Raw genomic sequence first — 25,839 nt, 5'->3', positions numbered from 1 at the left:
TGGGTGCCAGCCTGAAGGAACTGCTTATGTCCACGCACAACCAGGATTCACAACGGGCCTCACTGGTCGAACAACGCTCTATTGATTACATCCCTGAGTCGGAGCGCCACGGGCGCCTGTTCAGTCAGTTCACCCTGTGGTTCGGGGCCAACCTGCAAGTGACCGCGATCGTCACCGGGGCCCTGGCCGTGGTGCTGGGCGGCGATGTGTTCTGGTCGTTGATCGGCCTGCTGATCGGCCAAGTGCTGGGTGGCACCATCATGGCGTTGCACGCAGCGCAGGGCCCAAAACTGGGATTGCCACAGATGATCTCCAGCCGGGTGCAGTTCGGTGTCTACGGCGCCGTGATCCCGATTGTGCTGGTGTGCCTGATGTATGTGGGCTTTTCAGCCAGCGGTTCGGTACTGGCCGGGCAGGCGGTCGGGCAACTGGTCGGGGTGAGCGATTCGTGGGGGATTTTGATTTTTGCGGCGCTGATCGTGCTGCTGACCGTTCTGGGGTATCGCACCATTCATATGATCGGACGCGTGGCGAGCGTGGTCGGGGTGTTGGCGTTTTTCTACCTGTTCTACACCTTGATTTCACAAAACGACATTGGCCTGCTACTCAGTAATAAACACTTTTCGCTGAGCAGTTTTTTACTGGCGATTTCGTTGTCCGCCTCCTGGCAGATTGCCTTCGGGCCTTATGTAGCGGACTACTCGCGCTACTTGCCATCGAACACCTCTTCGTTGAAAACCTTTTTGGCGGTAGGCTTGGGCTCGGTCGTCGGCTCGCAAATCTCGATGGTCTTCGGTGTGTTCGTGGCGGCGCTGGCAGGGAGCAAGTTTGCCGGGCATGAGGTGTCGTACATCGTTGGTATGGGCGCGAGCGGTGCAATGGCGGCGCTGCTGTATTTCTGCGTGGTGTTCGGCAAGGTAACCATCACCACACTCAATGCCTACGGCAGTTTCATGTCGTTGGCGACCATTGTCAGCGGCTTTCGCGGTAACCACGACATCTCCAAACCCTTGCGCCTGTTTTACATCCTGCTGATGGTGGGCTTTGCCACCGCACTGGCGTTACTGGGGCAGCATTCGTTTCTCAAGGACTTCTCGGCATTTATCCTGTTTTTGCTGGCGTTTTTCACTCCGTGGAGCGCGATCAACCTGGTGGACTTCTACCTGATCAGCAAAGAGCGCTACGACGTGCCTGCCTTGTCTAACCCGAATGGCCGATACGGGCGCTGGAACCTGCGCGGTATTCTGGTGTACGCCTTTGGGGTGGTGGTTCAATTGCCGTTTATTGCTACCAGCTTCTATACCGGGCCTCTGGTGGAACAACTGGGCGGGACTGATATCTCGTGGATCATCGGCCTGACGCTGCCAGCGCTGGTGTATTACTTCGTGGCACGCACGTCGGGGCAGTCGGTGCCGGATCAACTGATTTTGCCCGTCGAACCCGCAACGGTTTAAGGGCTTTCCAATCAACACAGGTACGCAGTGCTGTTTTTTGTCGGTACTGCTCCTGTAGCCATAGAGGGAGAAACTATGAAGGTGCTGGCCTGTATCAAGCGCGTGGTCGATTACAACGTTAAAGTTCGCGTCAAGGCGGACAACTCCGGCGTTGACCTCGCCAACGTCAAGATGTCGATGAACCCCTTCTGCGAAATCGCTGTGGAAGAAGCCGTACGCCTTAAGGAAAAGGGGGTTGCGACTGAAATCGTCGTCGTCTCCATCGGCCCGACCACTGCTCAGGAACAGCTGCGTACCGCGCTGGCACTGGGTGCAGATCGCGCCATTCTCGTCGAGTCCGCCGAAGATCTGACCTCGCTGGCCGTGGCCAAGCTGCTCAAGGCCGTTGTCGACAAGGAACAGCCTCAGCTGGTGATCCTGGGCAAACAGGCCATCGACAGCGACAACAACCAGACTGGCCAGATGCTGGCCGCGCTGACCGGTTTCGGTCAGGGCACCTTCGCTTCCAAAGTTGAAGTGGCAGGCGACAAGGTTGCAGTGACCCGTGAAGTAGACGGCGGTGCGCAAACTGTTTCGCTGAGCTTGCCGGCGATCATCACCACCGACCTGCGTTTGAACGAGCCGCGTTATGCGTCCCTGCCAAACATCATGAAGGCCAAAAAGAAGCCGCTTGAAGTGCTGACGCCAGATGCGTTGGGCGTTTCGACAGCTTCGACCAACAAGACCCTGAAAGTTGAAGCACCGGCTGCTCGCAGCGCGGGTATCAAGGTCAAGTCGGTGGCTGAACTGGTCGAGAAACTGAAAAACGAAGCGAAGGTAATCTAAACATGACTATCTTGGTAATCGCAGAACACGACGGCAAAGCACTGGCCCCGGCCACGCTGAATACCGTGGCTGCTGCCGCTAAAATCGGTGGCGACATCCACGTTCTGGTTGCAGGCCAGGGCATTGGCGCAGTAGCCGAAGCCGCCGCTAAAATCGCTGGCGTGGCTAAAGTGCTGGTCGCCGACAACGCGGCTTACGCCCATCAGTTGCCTGAAAACGTGGCGCCTCTTGTCGCTGAGCTGGGTGCCGGTTACAGCCACATCCTGGCGGCCGCTACCTCCAACGGCAAAAATATCCTGCCGCGCGTTGCTGCGCAGTTGGACGTGGATCAGATCTCCGAGATCGTTTCGGTCATCAGCGCTGACACCTTCACGCGCCCGATCTATGCCGGTAACGCCATTGCTACCGTGCAGTCCACTGCGCCGGTAAAAGTGATCACCGTACGTGCGACCGGTTTCGACCCGGTGGCTGCAGAAGGTGGTTCGGCAGCGGTTGAAGCGGTTGCAGCGGTTCACGATGCAGGGACTTCGTCGTTCGTGGGTGAAGAACTGGCCAAGTCGGACCGTCCTGAGCTGACCGCAGCCAAAATCGTCGTTTCGGGCGGTCGCGGCATGCAGAACGGCGACAATTTCAAACTGCTTTACACCCTGGCTGACAAGCTGGGCGCTGCTGTTGGCGCTTCTCGCGCAGCCGTTGACGCAGGTTTTGTGCCTAACGACATGCAGGTCGGTCAGACCGGCAAGATCGTTGCGCCACAGCTGTACATCGCGGTGGGGATTTCCGGCGCGATCCAGCATCTGGCCGGCATGAAAGACTCCAAGGTGATCGTTGCGATCAACAAGGACGAAGAAGCACCGATCTTCCAGGTGGCTGATTACGGCCTGGTAGCGGACTTGTTCGAAGCAGTGCCTGAACTGGAGCGGGCGATCTGAAGCCGAGCTGAAAGCTGGGGTTGACCCCATTCTGTGGGAACTGGCTTGCCTGTGATGTTGACGATGCGGTCTGGCAGACAGGTCGGGGCGATGCCATCGCTAGCAAGCCCGCTCCCACAATGGGACGCTGAAGCTAACCACCGATGTGCCAGAAACATAAAAGCCCCGGAGATTGTCCGGGGCTTTTTGTTACAGCAGCAGGTTATCAGCTGTAGCTGTTAACTTTGACCAGTGCTGGCTCGGTTTGAGCCTTTTCCCAAGTCAGGGTCAAGGTTTGCAGGACACGCGCCATGTAGTCGTTATCGGCGGCAGCCTTCTTGCCCACGTAGCCTTGGCCACGGCGGTACATTTTGAGGTGGGCTCGCATCTGTGGACGGTCCTCCTCGAAACTGGTTTCTTCCTTGCACGAAGTCACTGCATCGATACGAACATCACCGGCGTCACTGATCCACAGAATGTGGTCGTTCAGCGTGTCTTTCTGGGCGGCGAAGAGTCGAGCCAGCTCATTAACAGTCGGTTGGTTATTCAGGTTCATAGCTAACTCCTTGACCACTCGTTGATCTGTCTAATTGATTCGCGCAACTGCATTTGCAGCGCTACGTAGTGTCCATCTAAAGCAGATCTGTCTTGAGTTCGTCATATGTAGTCGTAAAACATAACACTACATAAAGAGCGTAAAGCGAGGGAGAGCAGCGTAAACCAGGATGCCAGGGTGACATGACGCATCAACCACAAGCTTCTTGAAGCCCCTCTGTCGTCTTTGACGCGGACGATCAAGCCAGGTCAGCTTCATCAATTCTGCCTTGTGGGCAGTACCTATCCCGGAACAGCCCGACAGCTCGTCGGACATGCTTGCAACAACCCTTTCCAGCGCTTCCGGTGGGGAAGACGTCTGCATAATGCTGGGGGAAAATCGTGTCGTCAATACATATGTAGTGATTATTTTTGCGCACTACATATGTGACTGGCAGGTCGGTTTTCAGTATGCCGGTCATCCCCCTCAGGCACTTTCGGGTTCGGGCGAGCATGGCGCGGTGGCGGAGTGTCTGGATCACAAGGAGCCCGCAGGCGCGGGCACATGCGGCCTGACTCCCGACGAGGTGCGGTGGGAGTCGGCCCGATCAGTGCGGTCAGTCAGAGATCTAGCGGGGGGTTAGAGGCTGCTGCGATCCCGGCCCGGATAATTCATTACAAACTGCACATGCGCCTTCACACCCGTAGCCAGGGTCGCGTCGTCGGCGGTGAAGTAGGGGCTATGGTTATTCGGCACTTTGCTCATGTCCTGTCCTTCAGGCGTGGCCCCCAAAAAGACGAACAAACCTGGCACTTTTTCGGCGTAATACGAGAAGTCCTCGCTTGGGGACAGGGATGCCTCCAGCCGTTGCACCTTGCCCGGGGCTGCCAGTTCGAGTGCCGGGATCATGGCGGCCGTCAGTTGCGGATTGTTGGTAGTGACCGGTGCATGGTTGACCAGCAGCAGGTTGGCTTCGGTCTCATAGGCGCTGGCGATGCCTTGTACCAGTGGCGGCATTTTTTGCAGCAGGGTGTCGCGCACCGCAGCGCTGTTACTGCGGATGGTGCCGGTCATTTCCACGGTTTCGGGAATGATGTTGGCCGCCGAACCTGCATTGACAGTGCCGACGCTGATCACGCCCATCCCCTGGGTGAGGTCGGCGCGCCGGCTGACCAGGGTCTGCAGGCCGTTGATGATGCCTGCACTGGCCACCACGGGATCAACGCCGCTCCAGGGTGCTGAGCCGTGAGTCTGCTTGCCCTTGACGATGATGCGAAAGCCGTCGCTGCTGTTGAGTACGGTGCCTGCCTTGTAATACAGGTGTCCGGTGGGATAACCCGCCATGACGTGAACGCCGAAGATGGCTTCGACCTTGGGCGAGTCCAGTGCGCCGTCGCGAATCATTGCCTGGGCGCCAATCAAGGTATCTGACTCGAACTCGTCCACGTCCGCCGCGCCTTCTTCTGCGGGCTGGAACACAAAGACCACCGTGCCCGCGACCTGATCGCGGTGTTCGGCCAGCACCCTGGCGGCGCCCAGCAGCATGGCGGTGTGAGTGTCATGGCCGCAGGCGTGCATGACCGGCACGGTCTTGCCCAGACGCGTACCGGTGGCTTTGCTGGCGTACGGCAGGCCGGTCATCTCCTTGACCGGCAACGCGTCCATGTCCGCGCGCAGGGCCATGACCGGGCCGGGCAGTGCGCCCTTGAGCACGGCCACCACCCCCGTTTTACCCACTTGGGTGCGCACCTCCAGACCCAGGCTCTTGAGCTGTTCAGCGACCAATGCAGCGGTCTTGAACTCCTGATTGCCCATCTCCGGGTTCTGGTGAATGGTATGGCGCAGCGAAATAACCTGTGAGTTGACCGAGGCGACGGCGGGATCGACCCAGCTCAGGTCAGCGGCCTGGCTGGCGGTGGCAGTCAGTGCGCTGACCAGCGCGAGGTACAAAGGGGCAGGGCTTAGGCGGGGGAACATTGATCTTCTCTATATTGTTGGTCTAAGCCGCACAGGTTATGTCGTCGTCAACCGAAGTGGCTCAGCCGGTCGGCTAAAACCGTTCGATTATCGAACATTAGTCAAGGGTCCAATTGATCTGCAATCATGACCGTGCCTACTCTGGCGTACGTGACACCCATAAAAATGACAACACCGAGTACCTTGCCGATGGATAGCCACCTGCTGAGTGAGCGCAGTAGTGTGTTCAGACATGCAGACCCACATGCCGTTTCCGATTATGTGAACCAGCATGTTGGCCAGCACTGTATTGGTCTCTCCAGAACCACACGACCACTGGCGAGCCTCAATCACCGAAAATTCGCCGAACTTGATCTGTGTCGCATCAGTTATGGCGGGAGTGTTCGCGTGACTTCGCCTGCGCTGGAGACCATCTTTCACCTGCAGGTGCTGCTGAGCGGCAATTGCCTGTGGCGTGGTCCGACCCGTGAACACCATCTGGTACCGGGGGAATTGTTGCTGATCAATCCCGACGACCCGGTCGACCTGACGTACTCCCAGGACTGTGAAAAATTCATCCTGAAATTACCGGTCAACGTGCTCGAATCCATTTGCGACGAGCAGCGTTGGGGACGACCTGCGGGCGGTGTGCGCTTCATGCGCAATCACTACCGGCTCGATGAGCTGGAAGGGTTTCTCGGCTTGCTGGGGATGGTGTGCCTGGAGTCGGAGGCCAGTGACCCGTTACTGCGGGTACAAGAGCACTACACCCAGATTGTCGGCAGCAAGTTGCTGACGCTGATGCAGACCAACATCACCCGTGAATCCCTGACTTCACCCAATGCCAGCATCGAGCGCATCCTCGATTACATCGAACGCAACCTGAAGCAGGAGCTCAGTGCTGAGGACCTGGCTGCGCAGGCGCGCATGAGTCCGCGCTCGCTGTACACCCTGTTCGAACGCCAGTTGGGCGTCACCCCCTTGCAGTACATCCGCCAACGCAAGCTTGAGCGTATCCACGCCTGCCTGAGCGACCCGAGTTGCAGGGTCCGCAGCCTCACCGAACTGGCACTCGATTACGGTTTTCTACATTTGGGGCGTTTTTCCGAAAGCTACCGTTTGCAGTTCGGCGAGCTGCCTTCGAGCACCTTCAAGCGCCGGCATTGAAATACCCCCTCCCCACTGTGGGAGCAAGCCTGCTCGTGAATGCGCTTCGCGAGCAGGCTCGCTCCCACGATTGAAACATCCCCTTTGCGCAGTAATCGGATAGCGATCCGCAGTAAACGGATATTGCTCCTTGAATCGACGCTCTAACCTGACCGGGCCTGGATAATAACAACGGAGGCCCCGGCCATGTCCCTGGGAATCGATTACTTGAATGCCATGCTTGAAGACGACAAGGAGAAGGGCATCTACCGCTGCAAGCGCGAGATGTTCACCGACCCTGATCTCTTCGAAGTCGAAATGACCCACATCTTCGAGGGCAACTGGATCTACCTTGCCCACGAGAGCCAGATCCCCAACATTAACGACTTCCTGACCACCACCATGGGGCGCCAGCCGATTTTTATCGCGCGCAACAAGGCCGGTGAGCTCAATGCTTTTCTCAACGCCTGCAGCCATCGCGGCGCCATGCTGTGCCGGCACAAGACCGGCAATCGTGCCAGCTACACCTGCCCGTTCCACGGCTGGACCTTCAACAACAGCGGCAAGCTGCTCAAGGTCAAGGACCCGAGCGCGGCCGGCTACCCCGAAGGTTTCAATTGCGAAGGCTCCCACGACCTGGCCAAAGTTGCCCGTTTCGAGTCCTATCGCGGCTTTTTGTTTGGCAGCCTCAATCCCGACGTCAAATCCCTGGCCGAACACCTGGGTGAGTCGGCCAAGATCATCGACATGATCGTCGACCAGTCCGCCGATGGCCTGGAAGTACTGCGCGGCGCCAGTTCCTATATCTACGAAGGTAACTGGAAGCTCGCCGCCGAAAACGGCGCCGATGGCTACCACGTCAGTTCTGTGCACTGGAACTACGCTGCCACCCAAAACCAGCGCACCCTGCGTGAAGCCGGCGAAGAAATCAAAACCATGAGCGCCGGTAGCTGGGCCAAGAGCGGTGGCGGTTTCTATTCTTTCGACCACGGCCATTTGCTGCTCTGGACCCGCTGGGCCAACCCCGAGGATCGCCCGGCCTACGAGCGCCGCGACGAACTGTCCCGCGACTTCGGCCAGGCCCGCGCCGACTGGATGATCGAAAACTCGCGCAACCTGTGCCTGTATCCCAACGTCTACCTGATGGATCAGTTCAGTTCGCAAATCCGCATCGCCCGGCCCATTTCCGTCGACAAGACCGAGATCACCATTTACTGCATCGCGCCCAAGGGCGAGAGCAGCGAGGCGCGCACCAAACGTATTCGCCAGTACGAAGACTTCTTCAACGTCAGCGGCATGGCCACCCCGGATGACCTGGAAGAGTTCCGCTCCTGCCAGACCGGCTACGGCGCGGGTCGTGGCTGGAACGATATGTCACGCGGCGCCGAGCACTGGATCGAAGGTGCCGATGCCGGCGCCGAAGAAATCGACCTCAAGCCCCTGCTGTCCGGTGTTCGTACCGAAGACGAAGGCCTGTTTGTGCTGCAACACAAGTACTGGCAGGAAACCATGCTCAAGGCCACGGCGTGCGAGCCTGAGCTGATTCCTCTGGAGGCCGTGTAATGAATAGCCTCTATGGGATGGTGTGCGAATTTTTGTACCGCGAAGCGCGTTACCTGGACGACGGCCAGTGGGATCAATGGCTGGAACTGTACGCCGCCGATGCGAGCTTCTGGATGCCGTGCTGGGACGACAACGACACCCTGACCGAAGACCCGCAAAGCGAAATTTCGCTGATCTGGTACGGCAGCCGTGGCGGCCTGGAAGACCGGGTGTTCCGGATCAAGACCGAGCGCTCCAGTGCGACCATGCCCGACACCCGCACCTCGCACAATCTGAGCAATATCGAGATCGTCGAAGAGGCCGACGGGCTGTGCCAAGTGCGCTTCAACTGGCACACCCTGAGCTTTCGCTACAAGACCACCGACAGCTACTTCGGCACCAGCTTTTACACCCTCGACCTGCGCGGCGCCCAGCCGCTGATCAAGGCCAAAAAAGTAGTGCTCAAGAACGACTACGTGCGTCAGGTCATCGACATCTACCACATCTGATCAACGCTGTGATGCGTGCTTGAAGGTGCCTGCGGGCACCTGCGGCCCGGCATTGCCTGCGAGGTACATTATGAGCTTTCAAATTGCGCTCAATTTCGAAGACGGCGTTACCCGTTTTATCGAAGCCAACAGCCACGAAACCGTCGCCGACGCGGCTTACCGCCAGGGCATCAATATCCCGCTGGACTGCCGCGACGGTGCCTGCGGTACCTGCAAGTGCTTTGCCGAAGCCGGAACCTACGAGCTGGGCGACGAATACATCGAAGACGCGCTGAGCGAAGATGAAGTTGAGCAGGGCTACGTGCTGACCTGTCAGATGCGTGCCGCCAGCGACTGCGTATTGCGTGTGCCCGCATCTTCGACGGTGTGCAAGACCCAGCAGGCCAGTTTTGAAGCCAGCATCAGTGATGTGCGCCAGCTGTCCGAGAGCACGATCGCGTTGTCGATCAAGGGCGAGTCTCTGAGCAGCCTGGCTTTCTTGCCGGGTCAGTACGTCAACTTGAACGTACCGGGCAGCGATCAGTCGCGGGCTTACTCCTTCAGCACGCTGCAAAAGGATGGCGAGGTCAGCTTTCTGATTCGCAATGTGCCGGGCGGTTTGATGAGCACCTTCTTGACCGGCATTGCCAAGGCAGGTGACAGCATGACCCTGGCCGGGCCGCTGGGCAGCTTCTATCTGCGCCAGATCCAGCGCCCGCTGTTGCTGCTGGCCGGAGGCACGGGGTTGGCACCGTTTACCGCAATGCTGGAAAAAATCGCCGAGCAGGGCAGCCCGCACCCGGTGCATCTGATCTATGGCGTGAGCAACGACTTTGATCTGGTTGAACTGGATCGGCTGCAGGCCTTGAGCGCCCGCATTGCCAACTTCAGCTTCAGTGCCTGCGTGGCCAACCCGCAGAGCCAGCACCCGCTCAAGGGCTACGTCACCCAGCATATCGAGCCATGCCACCTGAACCAGGGCGATGTCGACGTATACCTGTGCGGCCCGCCGCCGATGGTTGAGGCGGTCAACCTCTATATCCGCGAACAAGGCATTACACCGGCCAATTTCTATTACGAAAAATTCGCCGCTGCCGCTTGATTCCTTTTTATACGAGGTTGCCATGAACAACAGATTCGACAATAAGGTCGCGCTGGTCACCGGCGCTGCCCAAGGCATCGGCCGCCGTGTGTGTGAACGCTTGCTGGCTGAAGGCGCACGGGTCATCGCGGTGGACCGCTCCGAGCTGGTGTTCGAGCTGCAGGGCGAGGGCGTGCTGACCCTGACAGCCGACCTTGAGCAATACACCGACTGCGCTCGGGTGATGGCTGAGGCGGTAAAAACCTTCGGCCGTCTCGACATTCTGATCAATAACGTGGGCGGCACCATTTGGGCCAAGCCGTTCGAGCACTACCAGGTCGAAGAAATCGAGGCCGAAGTACGCCGTTCGCTGTTCCCCACCCTGTGGTGCTGCCATGCGGCGCTGCCCTACATGCTGGAACAGGGCCATGGTGCGATCGTGAACGTGTCTTCAATCGCCACCCGCAGTGTCAACCGCGTGCCTTACGGCGCGGCCAAGGGCGGGGTGAATGCACTGACCGCCTGCCTGGCGTTCGAGAACGCCGAGCGCGGCATTCGGGTCAACGCCACCGCACCGGGCGGTACCGAGGCACCGCCGCGCCGGATTGCGCGCAATGAAGCCCAGCCGACGCCCGACGAGAAAATCTGGTACCAGCAAATCGTCGACCAGACCCTGGACAGCAGCCTGATGAAACGCTACGCCAGCCTCGATGAACAGGTCGGCGCGATCCTGTTTCTGGCCAGCGACGAAGCCTCCTATATCACCGGCGTAACCCTGCCGGTCGGCGGCGGCGACCTCGGCTGAAGGGCCGGTATCAAGTACCTGACGGGAACACTGAAATGAACCAAGTCCTGATTGAAAGCCTGACGACCCTGATCGTCGACCTGCCCACCATCCGCCCGCACACGCTGGCGATGCATACCATGCGCAAGCAGACCCTGGTGATCCTGCGCCTGCGTTGCAGCGACGGTATCGAAGGCATCGGCGAAGCCACCACCATCGGCGGCCTGGCCTACGGGTACGAGAGCCCGGAAAGCATCAAGGCCAACATTGATGCGCACCTGGCACCAATGCTGGTGGGCAAGCCTGCGGACAATATCAATGCCGCCATGCAGACCCTGGACAAGATTGCCAAAGGCAATACGTTTGCCAAGTCCGGGATCGAAAGCGCGTTGCTGGACGCTCAGGGCAAGCGCCTGGGGCTGCCGGTCAGCGAGCTGCTGGGCGGTCGGGTACGTGACAGCCTGGAAGTGGCCTGGACCCTGGCCAGTGGCGACACCGCCCGCGATATCGCCGAAGCCGAGCAGATGCTGGATGTGCGCCGTCACCGGATCTTCAAGCTGAAGATTGGCGCCAACCCGCTGGAGCAGGATCTCAAGCATGTGCTCGCCATTAAAAAGGCCCTGGGCGACCGGGCCAGCGTGCGCGTCGACGTCAACCAGTACTGGGACGAGTCCCAGGCCATCCGAGGCTGTCAGGTGCTGGGTGACAACGGTATCGACCTGATTGAACAGCCGATTTCACGGGTCAACCGCTCGGGCCAGATGCGCCTGAACCAGCGCAGTCCGGCGCCGATCATGGCCGACGAATCCATCGAAAGTGTCGAGGACGCCTTCAGCCTCGCGGCTGACGGCGCGGCCAGCGTATTCGCCCTCAAGATCGCCAAAAACGGCGGCCCACGCGCCGTGCTGCGTACTGCGCAGATTGCCGAGGCAGCGGGGATCGCCCTGTACGGCGGCACCATGCTTGAAGGCTCGGTAGGCACGCTGGCCTCGGCCCATGCGTTCCTCACCCTCAAGCAACTGACCTGGGGCACCGAGCTGTTCGGGCCACTGTTGTTGACCGAAGACATCGTGACAGAGGCACCTCAGTACCGCGATTTTGAACTGCACATCCCGCGTACCCCGGGCCTGGGCTTGACGCTGGACGAAGAGCGCCTGGCGCGCTTCAGCCGCTGAACCAAACCTTGTGGGAGCGAGCCTGCTCGCGATGCAGGCGCCTCGACGTCTTCGCGAGCAGGCTCGCTCCCACAGCCTCTTCCCCTATTTCTTCAAGGAGAACCCCATGCTTTTCCACGTAAAAATGACCGTAAACCTGCCACTCGACATAGACCCGGCCAAGGCCGCGACGCTCAAGGCCGACGAAAAGGAACTGGCCCAGCGCCTGCAACAGGAAGGCACGTGGCGCCACCTGTGGCGCATTGCCGGGCATTACGCCAACTACAGCGTATTCGACGTGGCCAGCGTCGAGGCATTGCACGACACCCTGCTGCAATTGCCGCTTTTTCCGTACATGGACATCGAGATCGAAGGGCTGTGCCGCCACCCGTCCTCGATCCATGACGACGACCGCTAACCCCTTCATTCCCTCGCACAAGAACAAGATAAGGTGAGCCCCATGACCGTGAAAATTTCCCACACTGACGGTATCCAGAGCTTCTTCAAAGAAGCCGCCGGCTTTGGCAGCGACAACGGCAGCCCGCGCCTCAAAAGCATCATTTTGCGTGTGCTGCAGGACAGCGCAAAAATCATCGAAGACCTTGAAATCACCGAGGACGAATTCTGGAAGTCCGTGGACTACCTCAACCGTCTGGGCGGCCGCTCGGAAGCCGGTCTGTTGGTAGCAGGCCTGGGCATCGAGCACTTTATCGACCTGTTGCAGGACGCCAAGGATGAGCAGGCCGGTCAGGTCGGCGGCACTCCGCGTACCATCGAAGGCCCGCTGTACGTGGCCGGTGCGCCGCTGTCCGAAGGGCACGCACGGATGGACGACGGCAGTGAAGAGGGTGTTGCCACCGTGATGTTCCTTGAAGGTCAGGTGTTCGACACCCAGGGCAAGCCGCTGGCTGGCGCCACGGTCGACCTGTGGCACGCCAACACCAAGGGCACCTATTCGTTTTTCGACCAGAGCCAGTCTGAGTACAACCTGCGTCGGCGCATCATCACGGATGCCGAAGGTCGCTATCGCGCCCGCAGTATCGTGCCATCGGGCTACGGCTGCGATCCACAGGGGCCGACCCAGGAATGCCTGGATCTGCTGGGGCGCCACGGCCAGCGTCCGGCCCATGTGCACTTCTTTATCTCGGCCCCTGGCCACCGGCATCTGACCACGCAGATCAACCTGTCGGGCGAAAAGTACCTGTGGGATGACTTTGCCTATGCCACCCGTGAAGGTCTGGTCGGCGAGGTGCAGTTTCGCGACGATGGCGCCCGTGATGTGACGGGGCGCTATGCCGAGCTTGCATTCGACTTCCAGCTGCAGCAGGCCGCCGCCCCCGCAGCCGAGTTGCGCAGCCATCGCCCGCGGGCGTTGCAGGAGAGCTGCTAGCCCAGCAACAGTTGGTAAAAGCTCATTGGCCTGGCTACCGCAACCTGGGAGAGCTTAATCGCGCCCAGGAAAAACAACGGGCCTGAACCCCGGTGCTGGACACAGCGGGGGAGCTGAACGCAGGATTGGCGATCGATCCTGCGTTCAGCGCTTAATAAATCCAAGAATGAGTGAGTAACCATGAGTGAGCCGCAAACCGGACAGGCAACTCCTGCCATCCGTGAGGCCGATGTTTTGATTGTCGGAGGTGGCCTGAGCGGCACCTTGTTAGCCATGCAACTGCTGCGTTTACCCGGCGCCCGGCGCATCGTGCTGGTGGAGCCCAGGCCCGAACTGGGCCGGGGCGAAGCCTATAGCGCCACCGAACTGGGGCATACCCTGAACGGTAATGCGGCGCGCATGAGTATCGAACCGGACGATGCCGATGACCTGACACGCTGGCTGCAGGCCCATCTTGATGAGGGCGGCTGGCCCGAGTCCGGTACCCAGGATGTGCCGGTCAGTGAATTATTCCCGCCCCGGGGGCTGTTTGGTTTGTATACCCAGCAGCGCCTGGCGCAAGCACTGATCATCGGTCAGGCCAATGGCTCAAGCCTGATCCATGTGCGTGATGAAGTGATCGACCTGCAAACCCTCCAACAGGGGGTGAGGGCAACGCTCAAGGACGGTGCCCAGTGGCAGGCCGCTGCGGCCGTACTGGCCACGGGCATGTTCCCGGCGGCCCGAACTGCCCAGCGCGAGTCCAGCGGCCTTAACGCAGCAGCACTGGACCCCTGGAATGTCGACGCACTACGAGCGCTGCCCACGGATGCCCGGGTGCTGATCATCGGCTCGGGGCTGACTATGGTCGATGCCCTGGAGTCCTTGAATCAGGCCGGGCATCGCGGGCCTATTGAGGTCTATTCGCGTCACGGACTACTGCCCCATGTACGCCGCCAGCCGCCAGCCTGGGAGGATTTTTTGTCCCTGGCGCCGGATCTGCGCAGCCCCTTGCAACTGCTGCGCGAACTGCGTCGCCAATGTGCGCTGGCCCTGGAGCAGGGCATCGACTGGCAGGCGCCGCTGGACACTGTGCGGGTGCATATCGCCCGGCTGTGGAGCCAGGCCAGCGACGCACAGCGCCGACAGTTTGTGCGTCATGTGCGGCCCTGGTGGGAAAGCCATCACCATCGCTCGCCGCCCCAGGGCAATGCCTTGCTGGAGCGGTTGCTCAAGGAAGGTCGGCTGACGGTGCGTGCCGCGTCCATGCAAGGTGTAGACAGTGCCGGCCTTCGAATTCGTCTGCGTTACCGTGGGCAAACTGAAGCGGTGTGGGTAGAAGGGGATGGGCTGATCAACTCCACCGGCATTGAGTATGACTGGCGCCGGGTGGATAAAGCCTTGCCCCGGCAACTGCTGCAGCGCGGGTTGATACGGCCCGGCAACCTGGGGCTGGGCATTGCCGCTGACGCGGGCGGAGCGGTTTTGAATGCCGACGGCGAGCCGGGACAAAAGCTGTTTGCGATGGGCCCGCCGTTGCGTGGCATGTGGTGGGAAAGCACTGCGGTGACGGACGTTGCACTACAAGCCAAGGCATTGGCCAATCGGTTGGCTGTAGAGTTTTGACCTGACAGACCGCGTCGGCTGCATCCGCTGTCTGGCACAAATCCCTGTGGGAGCGGGCTTGCTCGCGATGGCATCTACCCGGTACGGCGCAAAGACCGCGTCGTCAGCATCGCAGGCAAGCAAGCCCCTACAGATCTAGTGTTAGCCCCTGAATCTGCGTCCCGGACATAGAATCGGACACGCACAATGGCCATATAAATCCCCTTTTGGCCTGCCTCCCTCTGTGATCGGTTCTGGCTGTCGGCAAGAATCAACCCCACCACTCAAATAACAACAAATCCTTTCGTCATTACCCTCGGCCTTCTGCAGGCCTCTGCCGTGTACAGAACATAACAACTATCGATCTCACGCCGAACCTGGGGAACTGATCCATGGACACTCTGAAATGCTTACTGGGCGCCACTGTTTGCGGGCTGACGCTGCTGGCCGGCGGCGTACATGCCGAGCAGCGCGAGTTGCGGGTTTACAACTGGGCGGACTATATCTTGCCGTCCGTACCCAAGGACTTCGCCAAACAGACGGGCATCAAGGTGACCTGGGACTCTTTCGACACCAACGAAGCCCTTGAAGCCAAACTGCTGACAGGCAACTCGGGGTATGACCTGGTGGTGCCGTCCAACCAGTTCCTCGATACCCAGATCAAAGCTGGCGTATTTCAGAAACTGGACAAGTCCAAACTGCCCAACTGGCAGCATCAGGACCCGGCCCTGCTCAAGTTGCTGGACACCAACGACCCCGGCAACCAGTACGCAGTGCCTTACATGTACGGCACGGTGCTGATCGGCTTTAACCCGGCCAAGGTCAAGGCCGCGCTGGGCGAAAATGCCCCGGTGGACAGCTGGGATCTGGTGTTCAAGCCCGAGAATATGGCCAAGCTGAAATCCTGCGGCGTGGCCATGCTCGATTCACCGTCGGAAATCCTGCCGCTGGCGCTGCACTATCTGGGCCTGGACCCCAACAGCCAGAATCCGGCCGATTATGAAAAAGCCAAGGAGCTGATGCTCAAGATCCGTCCCTACGTGACCTACTTCAACTCGGCCAAGTACATGACTGATATCGCCAATGGCGACATCTGCGTGGCCATCGGTTATTCAGGGAGCTTCTACCAGTTCGGCAATCGCGCCAAAGAGTCGGGTAACGGTGTAGTGGTCGACTGGCGCTTGCCCAAAGAGGGCGCGCCGATCTGGTTTGACACCTTCGCCATCCCTAAAAGCGCGAAAAATGTCGAAGAAGCCCACGAGTTTCTCAATAACCTGCTGGAGCCCAAGGTTATCGCCGGGATCAGCGACTTTCTTGGTTATCCCAATGCCAACAAGGACTCGCTGGGGCTGATCAACAAGGACATCACCGGCAACCCGAACCTGACCCCGACCAGCGAGGCGTTGAAGTCTCTGTATGTGGTGCAACCGCTGCCGCAAAAAATGGAACGGGTGCGCACCCGGGTCTGGACCAGCATCAAGTCGGACAAGTAACCCCTCAGGGGTAGTGAATGGGGGTTATCGTCAAGTGCCTGCCGGGTTCCTAAACTGGGGGCACTTAATCGAATGACGAGAACAGCACCATGCGTATCCGAGAGCTTGGCATCACTATCGGTTCAGGTACCCCGGGCGTGTACAACGCCATCACCGACGTACCGGGTGTGCGAGTGGGGCATCACACCCTCAATGTTGAAACCGATGGGGTTTCCATCCATTCCGGTGTCACCGTGATTGAGCCGCGGGCCGGAGCCACCCATTTGCAGCCGTGTTTTGCGGGTGTGCATGTGCTCAATGGCAATGGCGACGCCACGGGGCTGGAGTGGATTCGCGAGGCGGGTTTGCTGACCTCGCCCATCGCCTATACCAACACCCACAGTGTGGGCGTGGTTCGCGATGCGCTGGTGGCTGCCGAGCGGGAGATGGGCAAGCAACATACCTACTGGTGCATGCCCGTGGTGCTGGAGACCTACGACGGAACGTTGAACGATATCTGGGGCCAGCACGTGACTGCCGAGCATCTGCAACTTGCCCTGCAAGCGGCCGAGTCCGGGCCTGTGGCAGAGGGCAACGTCGGGGGCGGTACCGGAATGATCTGCCACGAATTCAAGGGCGGGATCGGCACGTCATCACGGGTATTGAGCCCGGAGCAGGGGGGCTGGACGGTAGGGGCACTGGTGCAGGCCAACTACGGCGTGCGTGAAGCCTTGCGGGTGGGCGGCTACCCGGTCGGCACGGTGCTGGATGACGTGCCATCGCCCTTCAAAAGCGGGGTCAATGTCGGCGTGCCGGGCATGGGGTCGATCGTGATTACCATTGCTACCGACGCGCCCTTGTTGCCCCATCAGTGCACCCGTCTTGCACAGCGTGCCAGTGTCGGCTTGGCGCGGGTGGGGGGAGGAACCGAGGACTCCAGCGGCGATATTTTCATTGCCTTTGCGGTGGGCAACAACAACTTGCCGGCGGCCAATTTCGGTCATCCGGGTGAGCCGACAACGGCATTGCAGATGGTCAATAACGACTACATCTCGCCACTGTTTGTGGCAGCGGCCGATGCAGTGGAAGAAGCCATTCTCAATGCCATGCTCGGCGCTGATGACCTGACAGGCTGTGGCAACACGGTGCTGGCGCTCAAGCCTGAGCGATTGCTTGCGGCGTTGCAGCAGGTGGGTTGGAAGCCTGCGGATTGACTCGAATCCAACCTGTAGGAGCGGCAGTGCGACTATTCGACTTGATCGCGATGGTATCGCCGCAGTAGCCCAGACAGATCGCGTCGCCTGCATCGCGAGCAGGCTCACTCCCACAAAAATCCCTGCAAGGCTCGGATTCTGTAGGTGCTGAAGATTCTGTGGGAGCGAGCCTGCTCGCGAAGGCATCACCGCGATCGTTCAAATAAACCGCGTCATATGCATCGCAGGCAAGCCAGCTCTCACAGGTTTTGTGGCGTTTCCCTTACAGCTTGGGCAATTGCCCGACGCGAGCCATCATCTCGGTGACGATCTGCAAGTCCAGCATGAACTGCTCGACCGTCTTGAACTCGTTGTCGGTATGCCCGGTGTATTTGACGTTGGGCATGGCCAGACCGAATTGCACGCCGTTAGGCAGTTCATGAACCGATGTAGCACCCGCCGAGGTGCCGAAGGTGTGTTCCATGCCCAGGTTTTCGCTGGCTACGGCCAGCAGCGCCTTGACCCATTCACCTTCGGGGTTGCGGTACATGGGTTCGGCGATGCTGTAGTCGAACGTCACCGGAACGTGCTTGCTTTTGCTCCAGGCATCCAGCTTCTCGGCAATTTGCGCCTTGAGTTCTTGCGGGGACTTGCCCTTGGGCACGCGCAGGTTGACGGCAAGCTTGAGGGCCTTGTCGTCCAGCCCGACAAACGTCAGTGAAGTGGTCATCGGGCCCATGAACGCATCGGCAAAGCCAATCCCCAACTTGCCACCCTCGTAGTCCAGCCCCCAGTTCTCGGCGCCATAGTGAGCCGCGTCGGTAATGTGGTTGTGTTTAAGGGCGATCTGGCCGTCAACGCTGCTGATGAAATCCAGCATCCTTGCCACTGGGTTCACCCCGGACTCGGGCTCAGAGGAGTGCGCAGACACGCCCGTGACGGTCAGCACTACATCCTTGCCGACCACCTTGGCATTCACTTCGAAATTACCGCCGTTGCGCTTAGCGTATTGCGCCCCGGCCTTATTCAATTCAGCGGCCAGTTCTGCAGGCTTGTCCGTGATCAGGGTGGCGACCGAGGTCGAAGGGATCTGGTTGGTTGCCATGCCGCCCGTGAGCGAGATGATTTCAGCGCCCTGACCCTCGGCGTTACGCCGTGCAAAGCTGGCCATGACGGTGCCGTAACCTTTCTCGGCAATCACTACCGGATAGCCGCCATCCAGCGCCAGGTTGTAATTGGGGACCGGGTTTTTTTCGAAGTAATAGGGGATGGCATCACCGGAGGTTTCCTCGGTGGTGTCGATCAGCAGCTTGAAGTTCCTCGCCAGTGGCAGCTTCTCTTCCTTGATCACTTTCATGGCGTACATGGCCACCACGATGCCGTTTTTGTCATCCTCGGTGCCGCGACCGTACATGCGATCACCGATCAGGGTGACCTTGAACGGATCGAGTCGGGTTCCGTCCTTCAACACCCAGTTTTCCGGGGTCACGGGCACTACGTCGGCGTGGGCGTGAATACCGACGACTTCATCGCCACTGCCTTGCAGGGTAATTTCGTAAACGCGGTTGTCGACATTGCGAAAGTTCAGGTTGAAGGCCTGGGCAAGGCCCTTGATCTTGTCGGCAATCTTGATGAACTGAGGGTTCTCGTACGTGGGCACACCGTCCACGTTGACGGTCGGGATCGCAACCAGCTCACGCAGGGTTTGCGTGGCTTCACTGCCATACTTCAACCGCGTGTAGAGGCCCAGCAGGCGATAGATTTCGTTCTGTTGTTCAGGTGCCAGGGCCTGGTTATCGAGGTAGGCGTTGATGGTTTGCTCAAGGTTGTCGGTCCTGGCCAGATCGCTCTTGGCCAGACCGCTCAGGAACTCCCTGAAATCAGTGGCTGAAGTGCCACTGAATGTCTTGAGAATAACCGCGCTCTGTTGCGGTGTGATGGCGGCGTGTGCAGCGTTGCTGAACGCAGACAGGCTGGCCATCATCATGGTTGCGACGGCCAGATGCTTAAGTGAAAAATCCATTGTGCTGGGCATTCCTTTGCAGTCAGTTGGGTAGAAATGTGGGATGAATGAAACAAAACATTTCTAAACTTACACTGCAAGGAAGTGCAACGGTAGGTGCTTTTTATTCCTGCGCCTGTAAAAACAGCGAGAACAGTTCGGACTGTGACTTGATTCCCAGCTTGCTGTACATGTGCTTGCGATGCACCTTCACCGTCTCTGCAGAAATTGCCAGTTTTCGGGCGATTTCCTTGTTCGAGCAGCCGCTGAGCAGCAGCAGGCCCACCTCCATTTCTCGCGCGGTCAGGGGTGTACTCAACTGTTCAGTAGCGGCTTCCAGGCGGCTTTGCCAGTTGGGAGTCAGCTCGGGCGCCTCCCGCGGCTCGCGTTCAAAGATCAGACGCTGGCGCATCAGTGCGGCCACCCAAGGCTGCACCAGCCCCAGCAACGCGGTCTGCTCAAGGCTGAACCGGCACTGGCTGCCCAGTGACAGGCTCAGGGTGCGTTCGTTGTCGAGTTGCACATTGATATGCACTTCGTCAGTGACGATGTTCAGGCGAAAGTAACGCTGATAGTAATCGGTCTGCTCAAAGCATTCCGGAGCCACGTCCTGCAAGCGGAACAACCCGCTTTTCGGTGATTCGCGGTTGGCAATATAGAACGGGTCCAGCAGGTACAGGCCCTTGAGGTAGTCCTGGAACAACGAGTCCATGCCGCCGTCTTCCCCGGGGGATTCGGCCAGAACCTGCGGCTTGCCCGCGCTGTAAACAAGCACCACCCAGTTGTCCACGGGCACATAACGGCCCAGCAAACGCACCAGCCCCGTCCAGAAGTTGGACTGGTCGAGGGTTTCGATCACCCGGCCCATTGCGTCGTGCCAAGCCACATCCTGCAACGTCAGATTCATCTCACTACCCACCGGGTGTTACCCCATCGAAGTCATTTATTGGCGCTGTGCCGCGCACCATACTCGGCTCATCCCTGGGTACAAGGATCCGAGATGAACATTGAATTGGTGCAACTGGCTGGCCGTGACGGCGACACCGCTTATAACCTGACGCGCACACTGAATGCCATCGCCACCTGCGCTGGCGATACGGATTTGCTGGTATTTCCCGAGACCCACTTGACCGGATTTGTCGGCGGCCAACAGCTGGCGCAGGTGGCCGAGCCCCTGGACGGTCCGACTCTGCACGCTGTGCTGCAGGCCGTACGGGAGCGTGGTGTCGGTGTGGTGGTCGGGATTGCCGAGGTCCATGAGGGCACGTTCTACAACACCTCGGTACTGGTGACGCCCGAGGGGATCACGCTGCAGTACCGCAAGACCCATCTTTGGCCCTCGGAGCGTGGCGACTTCTGCCCCGGCGACCGTTTTACCACCGTTGTGTGGCAGGGCGTTCGGATTGGTCTGCTGATCTGTTACGACATCGAACTGCCGGAAACCAGCCGGGCCCTGGCGCAACTGGGGGCCGAACTGATCATCGTCACCAACGGCAACATGGATCCCTATGGCCCTGTGCACCGCACGGCAATCATGGCCCGCGCCCAGGAAAACCAGGCATTCGCCGTGATGGTCAACCGCGTAGGAGCTGGGGACGACGGGCTGGTGTTTGCGGGTGGCAGTATGGCGGTCGACCCGTTTGGGCGGGTGCTGGTTGAAGCCGGGCGCGAAGAAAATCGCCAGGTGGTGGCGCTGGATTTTGATCAGCTGAAGGCTGCCCGCCGTGATTACGACTACCTCAAGGATCGCCGTTTGTTGCTGTCGGGCACACAGCTCGAACATGCAGACGGTCGTCGCGAACTGTTGATCGGAGCCTGAACATGAAAAATAAAAACGGTATGCGCCTGGCCCTGGCCGCGGTGTTGAGTTGTAGCCTCGCGAGCGCGGTTGCGGCTGAACAGCAGGTGAACATCTACAACTGGTACGACTTTATTGCCCCCGACACGATGAAAAACTTTAAGGCCGAAACTGGAATCGGCTCGATGTACGACGTGTTCGATAACAGCGATGTGATGCAAAGCAAGCTGATGGCCGGGCGCAGTGGCTATGACGTTGTCGTGGCCACCGGGGATCTGCTGCCCAACCTGATCAAGGCCGGGGTGCTCAAGGAGCTGGACCCTGCGCAGTTGCCCAATCGCTCACACCTGGACCCGGACATCCTGGCCAAGATGCAGAGTAACGATCCGGGTAATCGCTACGCCGTGCCTTACCTGTGGGGCACCACGGGGGTGGGCTATGACGTCGACAAGGTCAGGGCCGTACTGGGGGCGGATGCGCCGGTCGATTCCTGGGACCTGATCTTCAAGCCCGAGAACCTGAGCAAGCTCAGCCAGTGTGGCGTGGCGATGCTGGACGCTCCCAGTGAAATCATCCCAATCGCCCTGCATTACCTGGGGCTGCCCTACAACAGCACCAACCCTGAGGACTACCAGAAAGCGGAGGCATTGCTGCTGACGTTGCGCCCATACATTCGCTATTTTGACTCGTCCAAATTCATTACCGACCTGGCCAATGGCAACGTGTGTGTGGTGGTGGGTTGGGCAGGCGGGGTGCAGGACGCCAAGACCGCCTCCCAAGTGGCCGGCAATGGTCGAAACATCCGTTACAGCATCCCCCGTGAAGGCGCGCCGATCTGGGTCGAAAGCATGGTCCTGCTCAAGGAAACTCCCAACCCCGAACAGGGCCTGGCATTTATCAATTACATGCTGCGCCCGCAAGTCATTGCGCAGACCACTACCTATCTCAAATACCCGAATGCCAATCAGGACTCCAGGGCACTGATAGACGAAAAGATCCGCGACAATCCGGAGATTTACCCCGGCAAGGACGTCATGCAGACGCTGTTCCCGCTTGAGCCGCTGCCCCTGAAACTTGAGCGGGTACGGACACGGGTATGGAGCAAGGTTAAAAGCGGGACGTGAGCCTCACAAAACCAGAGCTTCATCATCACGGTGGGAGCGAGCAAGCCCGCTCCCACAGGAGTGCTACAGGATCGCCGTCTCGCGATAGACTTTGCTCGCCCTCGGCATTGCCGGCAGCACTGCTTCTTGCAAGGTCCGTGCTGCCGGGTGGGTAAAGCGCATCTGCGGGGTAACGGGCATGTCCTCCACCAGCTTGCCTTCGGCCAATACCACCACCCGCTGGCAAAAACGCTGCACCAGGCTCAAATCATGGGTGATCAGCAAAAAGCCTGTGCCCGAATCACGCCGTATTTGTGCCAGCAAATCCAGAATTTGCACTTGCAGCACCCGATCAAGGTTGGACAGGGCTTCGTCGAGAATAATCAGTTGCGGCCCGATCGCCATGGCTCGGGCGATACCGGCGCGCTGCAGTTGGCCGCCGCTCAGTTGCGCGGGGAGTTTGTCGATGTCCCTGGCTTCCAGCTGGACCTGCTGCAACAGGTGTTCAACCCGGGCCTTGCACGACTCGGTAGACATTGTGCTGAGATGGCGCAGAGGCTCGGCAATGCTCCAGCCAATGCTGCGCTGGGGGTTGAAGGCGCTGAGGGCGTCCTGGAATACCATCTGCACGCTTTGCAAAAACGGCGGCTGGCCATTGAACACGATGCTGCCCTGATCGGCGTTTTCCAGGCCCATCAGCAGGCGCGCCAATGTGCTTTTGCCGCTGCCGCTGCCCCCCAGCAGGCCAAGGCTCTGGCCTTGTTCCAGGTCCAGATTCAATCCGTCGAGCACGTGCACTCGATGCCGTTTGCTGAAAAAACCGCCAGCGTTGTAACCGTGACTCAGGTCGCGTACTTGAATAAAGCTCATGGCGCGCAGCCCTCCAGGGTCAATGAGTGATGCGCCGCCAGCAGCGTGCGCGCTTCCTTGCTGTGCGGTGCGTTGAACAGCTCATGCACACCGGCATGCTCGACAATCCGCCCGTTGGCCATGACGCTCACCCGGTCGGCGCAGCGCGCGACCACCCCCATGTCATGGGTGATCAGCAGCACGCCCAGGTTGCGTTGTTCCACCAGCCGCTCGAGCAGGTCGAGAAAGCGGGCCTGGGCCACTACATCCAGATCACTGGTGGGTTCGTCGGCCAGCAAAAAACGGCTGTCGGCCAGCAGCGCAAGGGCAATCATCATTCGTTGCAGCATGCCGCCGCTCAGTTGAAAGGCGAATGAGTCGAGCACCCGTTGATCATCGTGCAGGCCGACCTCGTGCAAGGTGGTCTGGATCAGTTGCTCGGCCTCTGCGCCTCCCAGGCCGCGGGTCTGCAAGGTTTCGAGTGCGTGCTGGCGTAATGAACGCACGGGGTTGAAGGCGCTGCGCGGGTTTTGCAACACCAGCGCCACTTCGCGGCCGCGCAGGTGCGCGGCTTCAACCGGAATGCCGTCCAGCAACAAGGTTGCGCCGCTGCTGTGTACACCGGGGGGCAATAAATCGAGGATGCCCAGGCTGGTCAGAGACTTGCCGGAACCGCTGGCGCCCACCAGCGCATGCACCTGGCCAGCCTTGAGGGTCAGTTCCACCCGGTCAACCAGGGTGCGTTGCTGGTGTTTGAGGGTCAGGTCGCGAATGGTCAATGTGTGCTTCATTCCTTGATCTCCGCCAGTACGCTTGGGTCGAGCCGGTCACGCAATGCATCGCCCAGCAGGTTGAAGGCCATGACCGAGATAAAAATCATCAGGCCGGGCCAGAGCAGAAGCTGCGGTTGGGTCCAGATAAACTCCTTGGCGTCGTTGATCATTACCCCCCATTCAGGCGTCGGCGGGCTGACGCCCAAACCGAGAAAGGACAGTCCCGAGACGTGCAGCATCATATGGCCGATGTCCATCGACGCCAGGACCAGCAGTTGCCCCACGACGTTGGGCATCACGTGCTGGCGCAGGCGGGTCAGGCGTGAAGCGCCGGCCAGTTGCGAAGCCAGCACATAGTCGCGATTGCGCTGCGCCAGGACCATGCCGCGCACCATCCGCGCATACCAGGCCCAGTGGGACAGGGCGATAGCGATGATGACGTTGGTCAGGCCGGTACCCAGCAAGGCAATCAGAAAGAACGCCAGCACCAGTGTAGGGAAGGTCAGGAACATGTCGCAAAGACGCATCAGGAACATGTCGACCTTGCCGCCGACGATGCCCGCGATACCGCCAATAACCACGCCCAGCACCAGAACCAGGCCAAGCACCAGTACTACGCTGCCCAGGGACAGTTGCGTTCCGACGATGAGGCGCGAGAGTACGTCGCGCCCCAGATGGTCGGTACCCAGCCAGTGACTGGCGCTGGCGGGCAGCAGACGGTCGTCGAGATTCACCAGTGTCGAGTCATAAGGCGCCAGCCATGGGCCGAGCAACGCCATCACCAGCAGCAGGGCCACCAGTACATAACCGATGCGCAGGCCGTGTTTTTTGCTTGTATAAGCCGCAGCTATTTCGCTCATGCCATCACCCCCGACAAACGCGTACGTGGATCGAGCCAGGCGTAGCAGATGTCCACCACCAGATTGCACACCACCAGCAGCGTGGTCAGCAGCAGGGTGAAGCACTGCATCACCGGAAAGTCGCGATTGAGCACCGCGCTGACCGCGAAGCGCCCGACACCGGGCCAGGCGAAGATGGTTTCGATCACCAGTGCGCCGCCCAGCAATTCGCCGATATGCATGCCCGTTGCGGTTACCAGCGGCATCCAGGCATTGCGCAGGATATGGTCCCGCCACACCCGTTTCTCATTCAGGCCGCGGGCCCGGGCGTAGAACACATGACGGTGCTGGCGCACGTCGAGCAGGCTGGCGCGCAGCAGACGGGCGTTGATCGACATTGACATTAATGCAATGGCCAGTACCGGCATCAGCAGATGCTGCGGGCCACCACGGCCCATCGGTGGTAACCAGCCCAGCCACAGAGAGAACAAGGCGATCAACAGAAATGCCAGCCAGAAGTTGGGCATCGACACCCCGATAAAAGTGATGAAACGCACCACCTGATCGGGCCAGCGACCTTTCCAGCGAGCCGCCGCCAGGCCCAGCGGAATGCTCATCACCAGGGTGGTGAGCAAAGCAAGCCCGCCCAGCTGCAGGGTGGCAGGCAGGTAATAGAGAATGTCGTCGAGCACCGGACGCCCGGTGATATAGGAAATGCCGAAATCAAGATGCAGGGCATTCCATAGCCAGGTGAAGTATTGCTCGGGCAGGGGGCGGTCAAGGCCCAGTGCGTGGCGGGCCTCGGCCAGCGCGGTGTCGGTCGGCGGGATCTGCGACAGGCGCAGGTAATCCAGTGCCGGGTCGCCGTTGCCCAGATGCAGCAGGACAAAGACGATCAGCGACACCCCCAGTAGCACCGGGATCAGCAGCACAAGCCGCAGGATGATATAGCGCAGCATG

Annotated in this window: 24 protein-coding genes; 16 read left to right on the top strand and 8 right to left on the bottom strand. The window is 59.7% G+C overall.

The window, feature by feature from the left end; translation table 11 throughout:
- Window positions 1–26: 26 nt before the first annotated feature.
- From RGV06_RS04545 to RGV06_RS04535, 3 genes are all read left to right on the top strand, one after another.
- Entirely contained in the window at window positions 27–1,454 is a 1,428-nt protein-coding gene (locus RGV06_RS04545) for a purine-cytosine permease family protein (protein WP_046809888.1), read from the top strand.
- A 75-nt stretch (window positions 1,455–1,529) separates the two neighbouring features.
- On the top strand, window positions 1,530–2,279 hold the full coding sequence (locus RGV06_RS04540) for an electron transfer flavoprotein subunit beta/FixA family protein (RefSeq protein WP_046809889.1): 750 nt from the start codon (window positions 1,530–1,532) through the stop codon (window positions 2,277–2,279).
- A 2-nt stretch (window positions 2,280–2,281) separates the two neighbouring features.
- Window positions 2,282–3,211, top strand: coding sequence for an electron transfer flavoprotein subunit alpha/FixB family protein (locus tag RGV06_RS04535; RefSeq protein WP_322149486.1), 930 nt, complete (start codon window positions 2,282–2,284; stop codon window positions 3,209–3,211).
- A 205-nt stretch (window positions 3,212–3,416) separates the two neighbouring features.
- Here RGV06_RS04535 and RGV06_RS04530 read toward each other — a convergent pair whose 3' ends face one another.
- Both RGV06_RS04530 and RGV06_RS04525 read right to left on the bottom strand, forming a co-directional pair.
- Window positions 3,417–3,746 (bottom strand): hypothetical protein, encoded by a 330-nt coding sequence (locus RGV06_RS04530; protein ID WP_019822358.1) that lies wholly within the window; start codon window positions 3,744–3,746, stop codon window positions 3,417–3,419.
- Window positions 3,747–4,364: 618 nt separating this feature from the next.
- Window positions 4,365–5,702: an amidohydrolase gene (locus RGV06_RS04525; protein WP_019822361.1), complete on the bottom strand. Its 1,338-nt coding sequence runs from the start codon at window positions 5,700–5,702 to the stop codon at window positions 4,365–4,367.
- 189 nt (window positions 5,703–5,891) lie between these two features.
- On the opposite strand from RGV06_RS04525, the gene RGV06_RS04520 reads away from it, so the two are divergent.
- From RGV06_RS04520 to RGV06_RS04470, 11 genes are all read left to right on the top strand, one after another.
- Window positions 5,892–6,848, top strand: coding sequence for an AraC family transcriptional regulator (locus RGV06_RS04520; RefSeq protein WP_019822363.1), 957 nt, complete (start codon window positions 5,892–5,894; stop codon window positions 6,846–6,848).
- Between the two features lie 186 nt (window positions 6,849–7,034).
- Window positions 7,035–8,390 carry a benzoate 1,2-dioxygenase large subunit gene (gene benA / locus RGV06_RS04515; RefSeq protein ID WP_322149485.1) on the top strand — a complete coding sequence of 452 codons (1,356 nt, stop codon included), beginning with the start codon at window positions 7,035–7,037 and terminating at the stop codon, window positions 8,388–8,390.
- Window positions 8,390–8,878 carry a benzoate 1,2-dioxygenase small subunit gene (benB, locus tag RGV06_RS04510; protein ID WP_019822367.1) on the top strand — a complete coding sequence of 163 codons (489 nt, stop codon included), beginning with the start codon at window positions 8,390–8,392 and terminating at the stop codon, window positions 8,876–8,878. Before benA ends, benB begins: the two co-directional genes overlap by 1 nt.
- 70 nt (window positions 8,879–8,948) lie before the next feature.
- Window positions 8,949–9,959 (top strand): benzoate 1,2-dioxygenase electron transfer component BenC, encoded by a 1,011-nt coding sequence (gene benC / locus RGV06_RS04505; RefSeq protein ID WP_019822369.1) that lies wholly within the window; start codon window positions 8,949–8,951, stop codon window positions 9,957–9,959.
- Between the two features lie 22 nt (window positions 9,960–9,981).
- Entirely contained in the window at window positions 9,982–10,743 is a 762-nt protein-coding gene (locus RGV06_RS04500; protein ID WP_322149484.1) for a 1,6-dihydroxycyclohexa-2,4-diene-1-carboxylate dehydrogenase, read from the top strand.
- A gap of 35 nt (window positions 10,744–10,778) precedes the next feature.
- On the top strand, window positions 10,779–11,897 hold the full coding sequence (locus tag RGV06_RS04495) for a muconate cycloisomerase family protein (RefSeq protein ID WP_322149483.1): 1,119 nt from the start codon (window positions 10,779–10,781) through the stop codon (window positions 11,895–11,897).
- A 106-nt stretch (window positions 11,898–12,003) separates the two neighbouring features.
- On the top strand, window positions 12,004–12,294 hold the full coding sequence (catC, locus tag RGV06_RS04490) for a muconolactone Delta-isomerase (protein ID WP_322149482.1): 291 nt from the start codon (window positions 12,004–12,006) through the stop codon (window positions 12,292–12,294).
- Window positions 12,295–12,336: 42 nt separating this feature from the next.
- A complete protein-coding gene (catA, locus tag RGV06_RS04485; RefSeq protein ID WP_198822421.1) occupies window positions 12,337–13,266 on the top strand; it encodes a catechol 1,2-dioxygenase in 930 nt (309 codons plus the stop codon).
- A 180-nt stretch (window positions 13,267–13,446) separates the two neighbouring features.
- Window positions 13,447–14,871: an FAD/NAD(P)-binding protein gene (locus tag RGV06_RS04480; RefSeq protein ID WP_019822379.1), complete on the top strand. Its 1,425-nt coding sequence runs from the start codon at window positions 13,447–13,449 to the stop codon at window positions 14,869–14,871.
- Between the two features lie 371 nt (window positions 14,872–15,242).
- A complete protein-coding gene (locus RGV06_RS04475) occupies window positions 15,243–16,343 on the top strand; it encodes a polyamine ABC transporter substrate-binding protein (RefSeq protein WP_019822380.1) in 1,101 nt (366 codons plus the stop codon).
- Between the two features lie 89 nt (window positions 16,344–16,432).
- Complete coding sequence (locus RGV06_RS04470; protein WP_048351491.1) at window positions 16,433–17,536, top strand: P1 family peptidase; 1,104 nt, start codon at window positions 16,433–16,435, stop codon at window positions 17,534–17,536.
- 262 nt (window positions 17,537–17,798) lie between these two features.
- On the opposite strand, the gene RGV06_RS04465 is transcribed toward RGV06_RS04470, so the two are convergent.
- Window positions 17,799–19,538, bottom strand: a complete 1,740-nt coding sequence (locus RGV06_RS04465) for a dipeptidase (RefSeq protein ID WP_322149481.1) — start codon at window positions 19,536–19,538, stop codon at window positions 17,799–17,801.
- 103 nt (window positions 19,539–19,641) lie between these two features.
- Window positions 19,642–20,424 carry a response regulator transcription factor gene (locus RGV06_RS04460; RefSeq protein ID WP_019822385.1) on the bottom strand — a complete coding sequence of 261 codons (783 nt, stop codon included), beginning with the start codon at window positions 20,422–20,424 and terminating at the stop codon, window positions 19,642–19,644.
- A 93-nt stretch (window positions 20,425–20,517) separates the two neighbouring features.
- Here RGV06_RS04460 and RGV06_RS04455 point away from each other — a divergent pair, with 93 nt between their 5' ends.
- Both RGV06_RS04455 and RGV06_RS04450 read left to right on the top strand, forming a co-directional pair.
- Window positions 20,518–21,336 carry a carbon-nitrogen hydrolase family protein gene (locus tag RGV06_RS04455; RefSeq protein WP_019822387.1) on the top strand — a complete coding sequence of 273 codons (819 nt, stop codon included), beginning with the start codon at window positions 20,518–20,520 and terminating at the stop codon, window positions 21,334–21,336.
- A gap of 2 nt (window positions 21,337–21,338) precedes the next feature.
- Window positions 21,339–22,439: a polyamine ABC transporter substrate-binding protein gene (locus RGV06_RS04450; protein ID WP_322149480.1), complete on the top strand. Its 1,101-nt coding sequence runs from the start codon at window positions 21,339–21,341 to the stop codon at window positions 22,437–22,439.
- Between the two features lie 63 nt (window positions 22,440–22,502).
- Here the strand turns inward: RGV06_RS04450 and RGV06_RS04445 are convergent, their stop codons facing one another.
- The 4 genes from RGV06_RS04445 to nikB are packed head-to-tail and all read right to left on the bottom strand — an operon-like array spanning window position 22,503 to window position 25,838.
- Entirely contained in the window at window positions 22,503–23,288 is a 786-nt protein-coding gene (locus tag RGV06_RS04445; protein ID WP_322149479.1) for an ATP-binding cassette domain-containing protein, read from the bottom strand.
- Window positions 23,285–24,058 carry an ATP-binding cassette domain-containing protein gene (locus RGV06_RS04440; RefSeq protein ID WP_322149478.1) on the bottom strand — a complete coding sequence of 258 codons (774 nt, stop codon included), beginning with the start codon at window positions 24,056–24,058 and terminating at the stop codon, window positions 23,285–23,287. Before RGV06_RS04440 ends, RGV06_RS04445 begins: the two co-directional genes overlap by 4 nt.
- Window positions 24,055–24,900, bottom strand: coding sequence for a nickel ABC transporter permease subunit NikC (gene nikC / locus RGV06_RS04435; protein WP_046810613.1), 846 nt, complete (start codon window positions 24,898–24,900; stop codon window positions 24,055–24,057). Before nikC ends, RGV06_RS04440 begins: the two co-directional genes overlap by 4 nt.
- Window positions 24,897–25,838 (bottom strand): nickel ABC transporter permease subunit NikB, encoded by a 942-nt coding sequence (gene nikB, locus RGV06_RS04430; protein ID WP_019822398.1) that lies wholly within the window; start codon window positions 25,836–25,838, stop codon window positions 24,897–24,899. The genes nikC and nikB overlap by 4 nt, the downstream gene beginning before the upstream one ends.
- Window position 25,839: the final 1 nt, after the last annotated feature.

The sequence above is a fragment of the Pseudomonas sp. CCI3.1 genome, assembly GCF_034313985.1.
Taxonomy (GTDB): Bacteria; Pseudomonadota; Gammaproteobacteria; order Pseudomonadales; family Pseudomonadaceae; genus Aquipseudomonas; species Aquipseudomonas psychrophila.
Note: the sequence above shows the minus strand (reverse complement) of the source record. Positions and strands in the feature narration are given on the sequence as shown.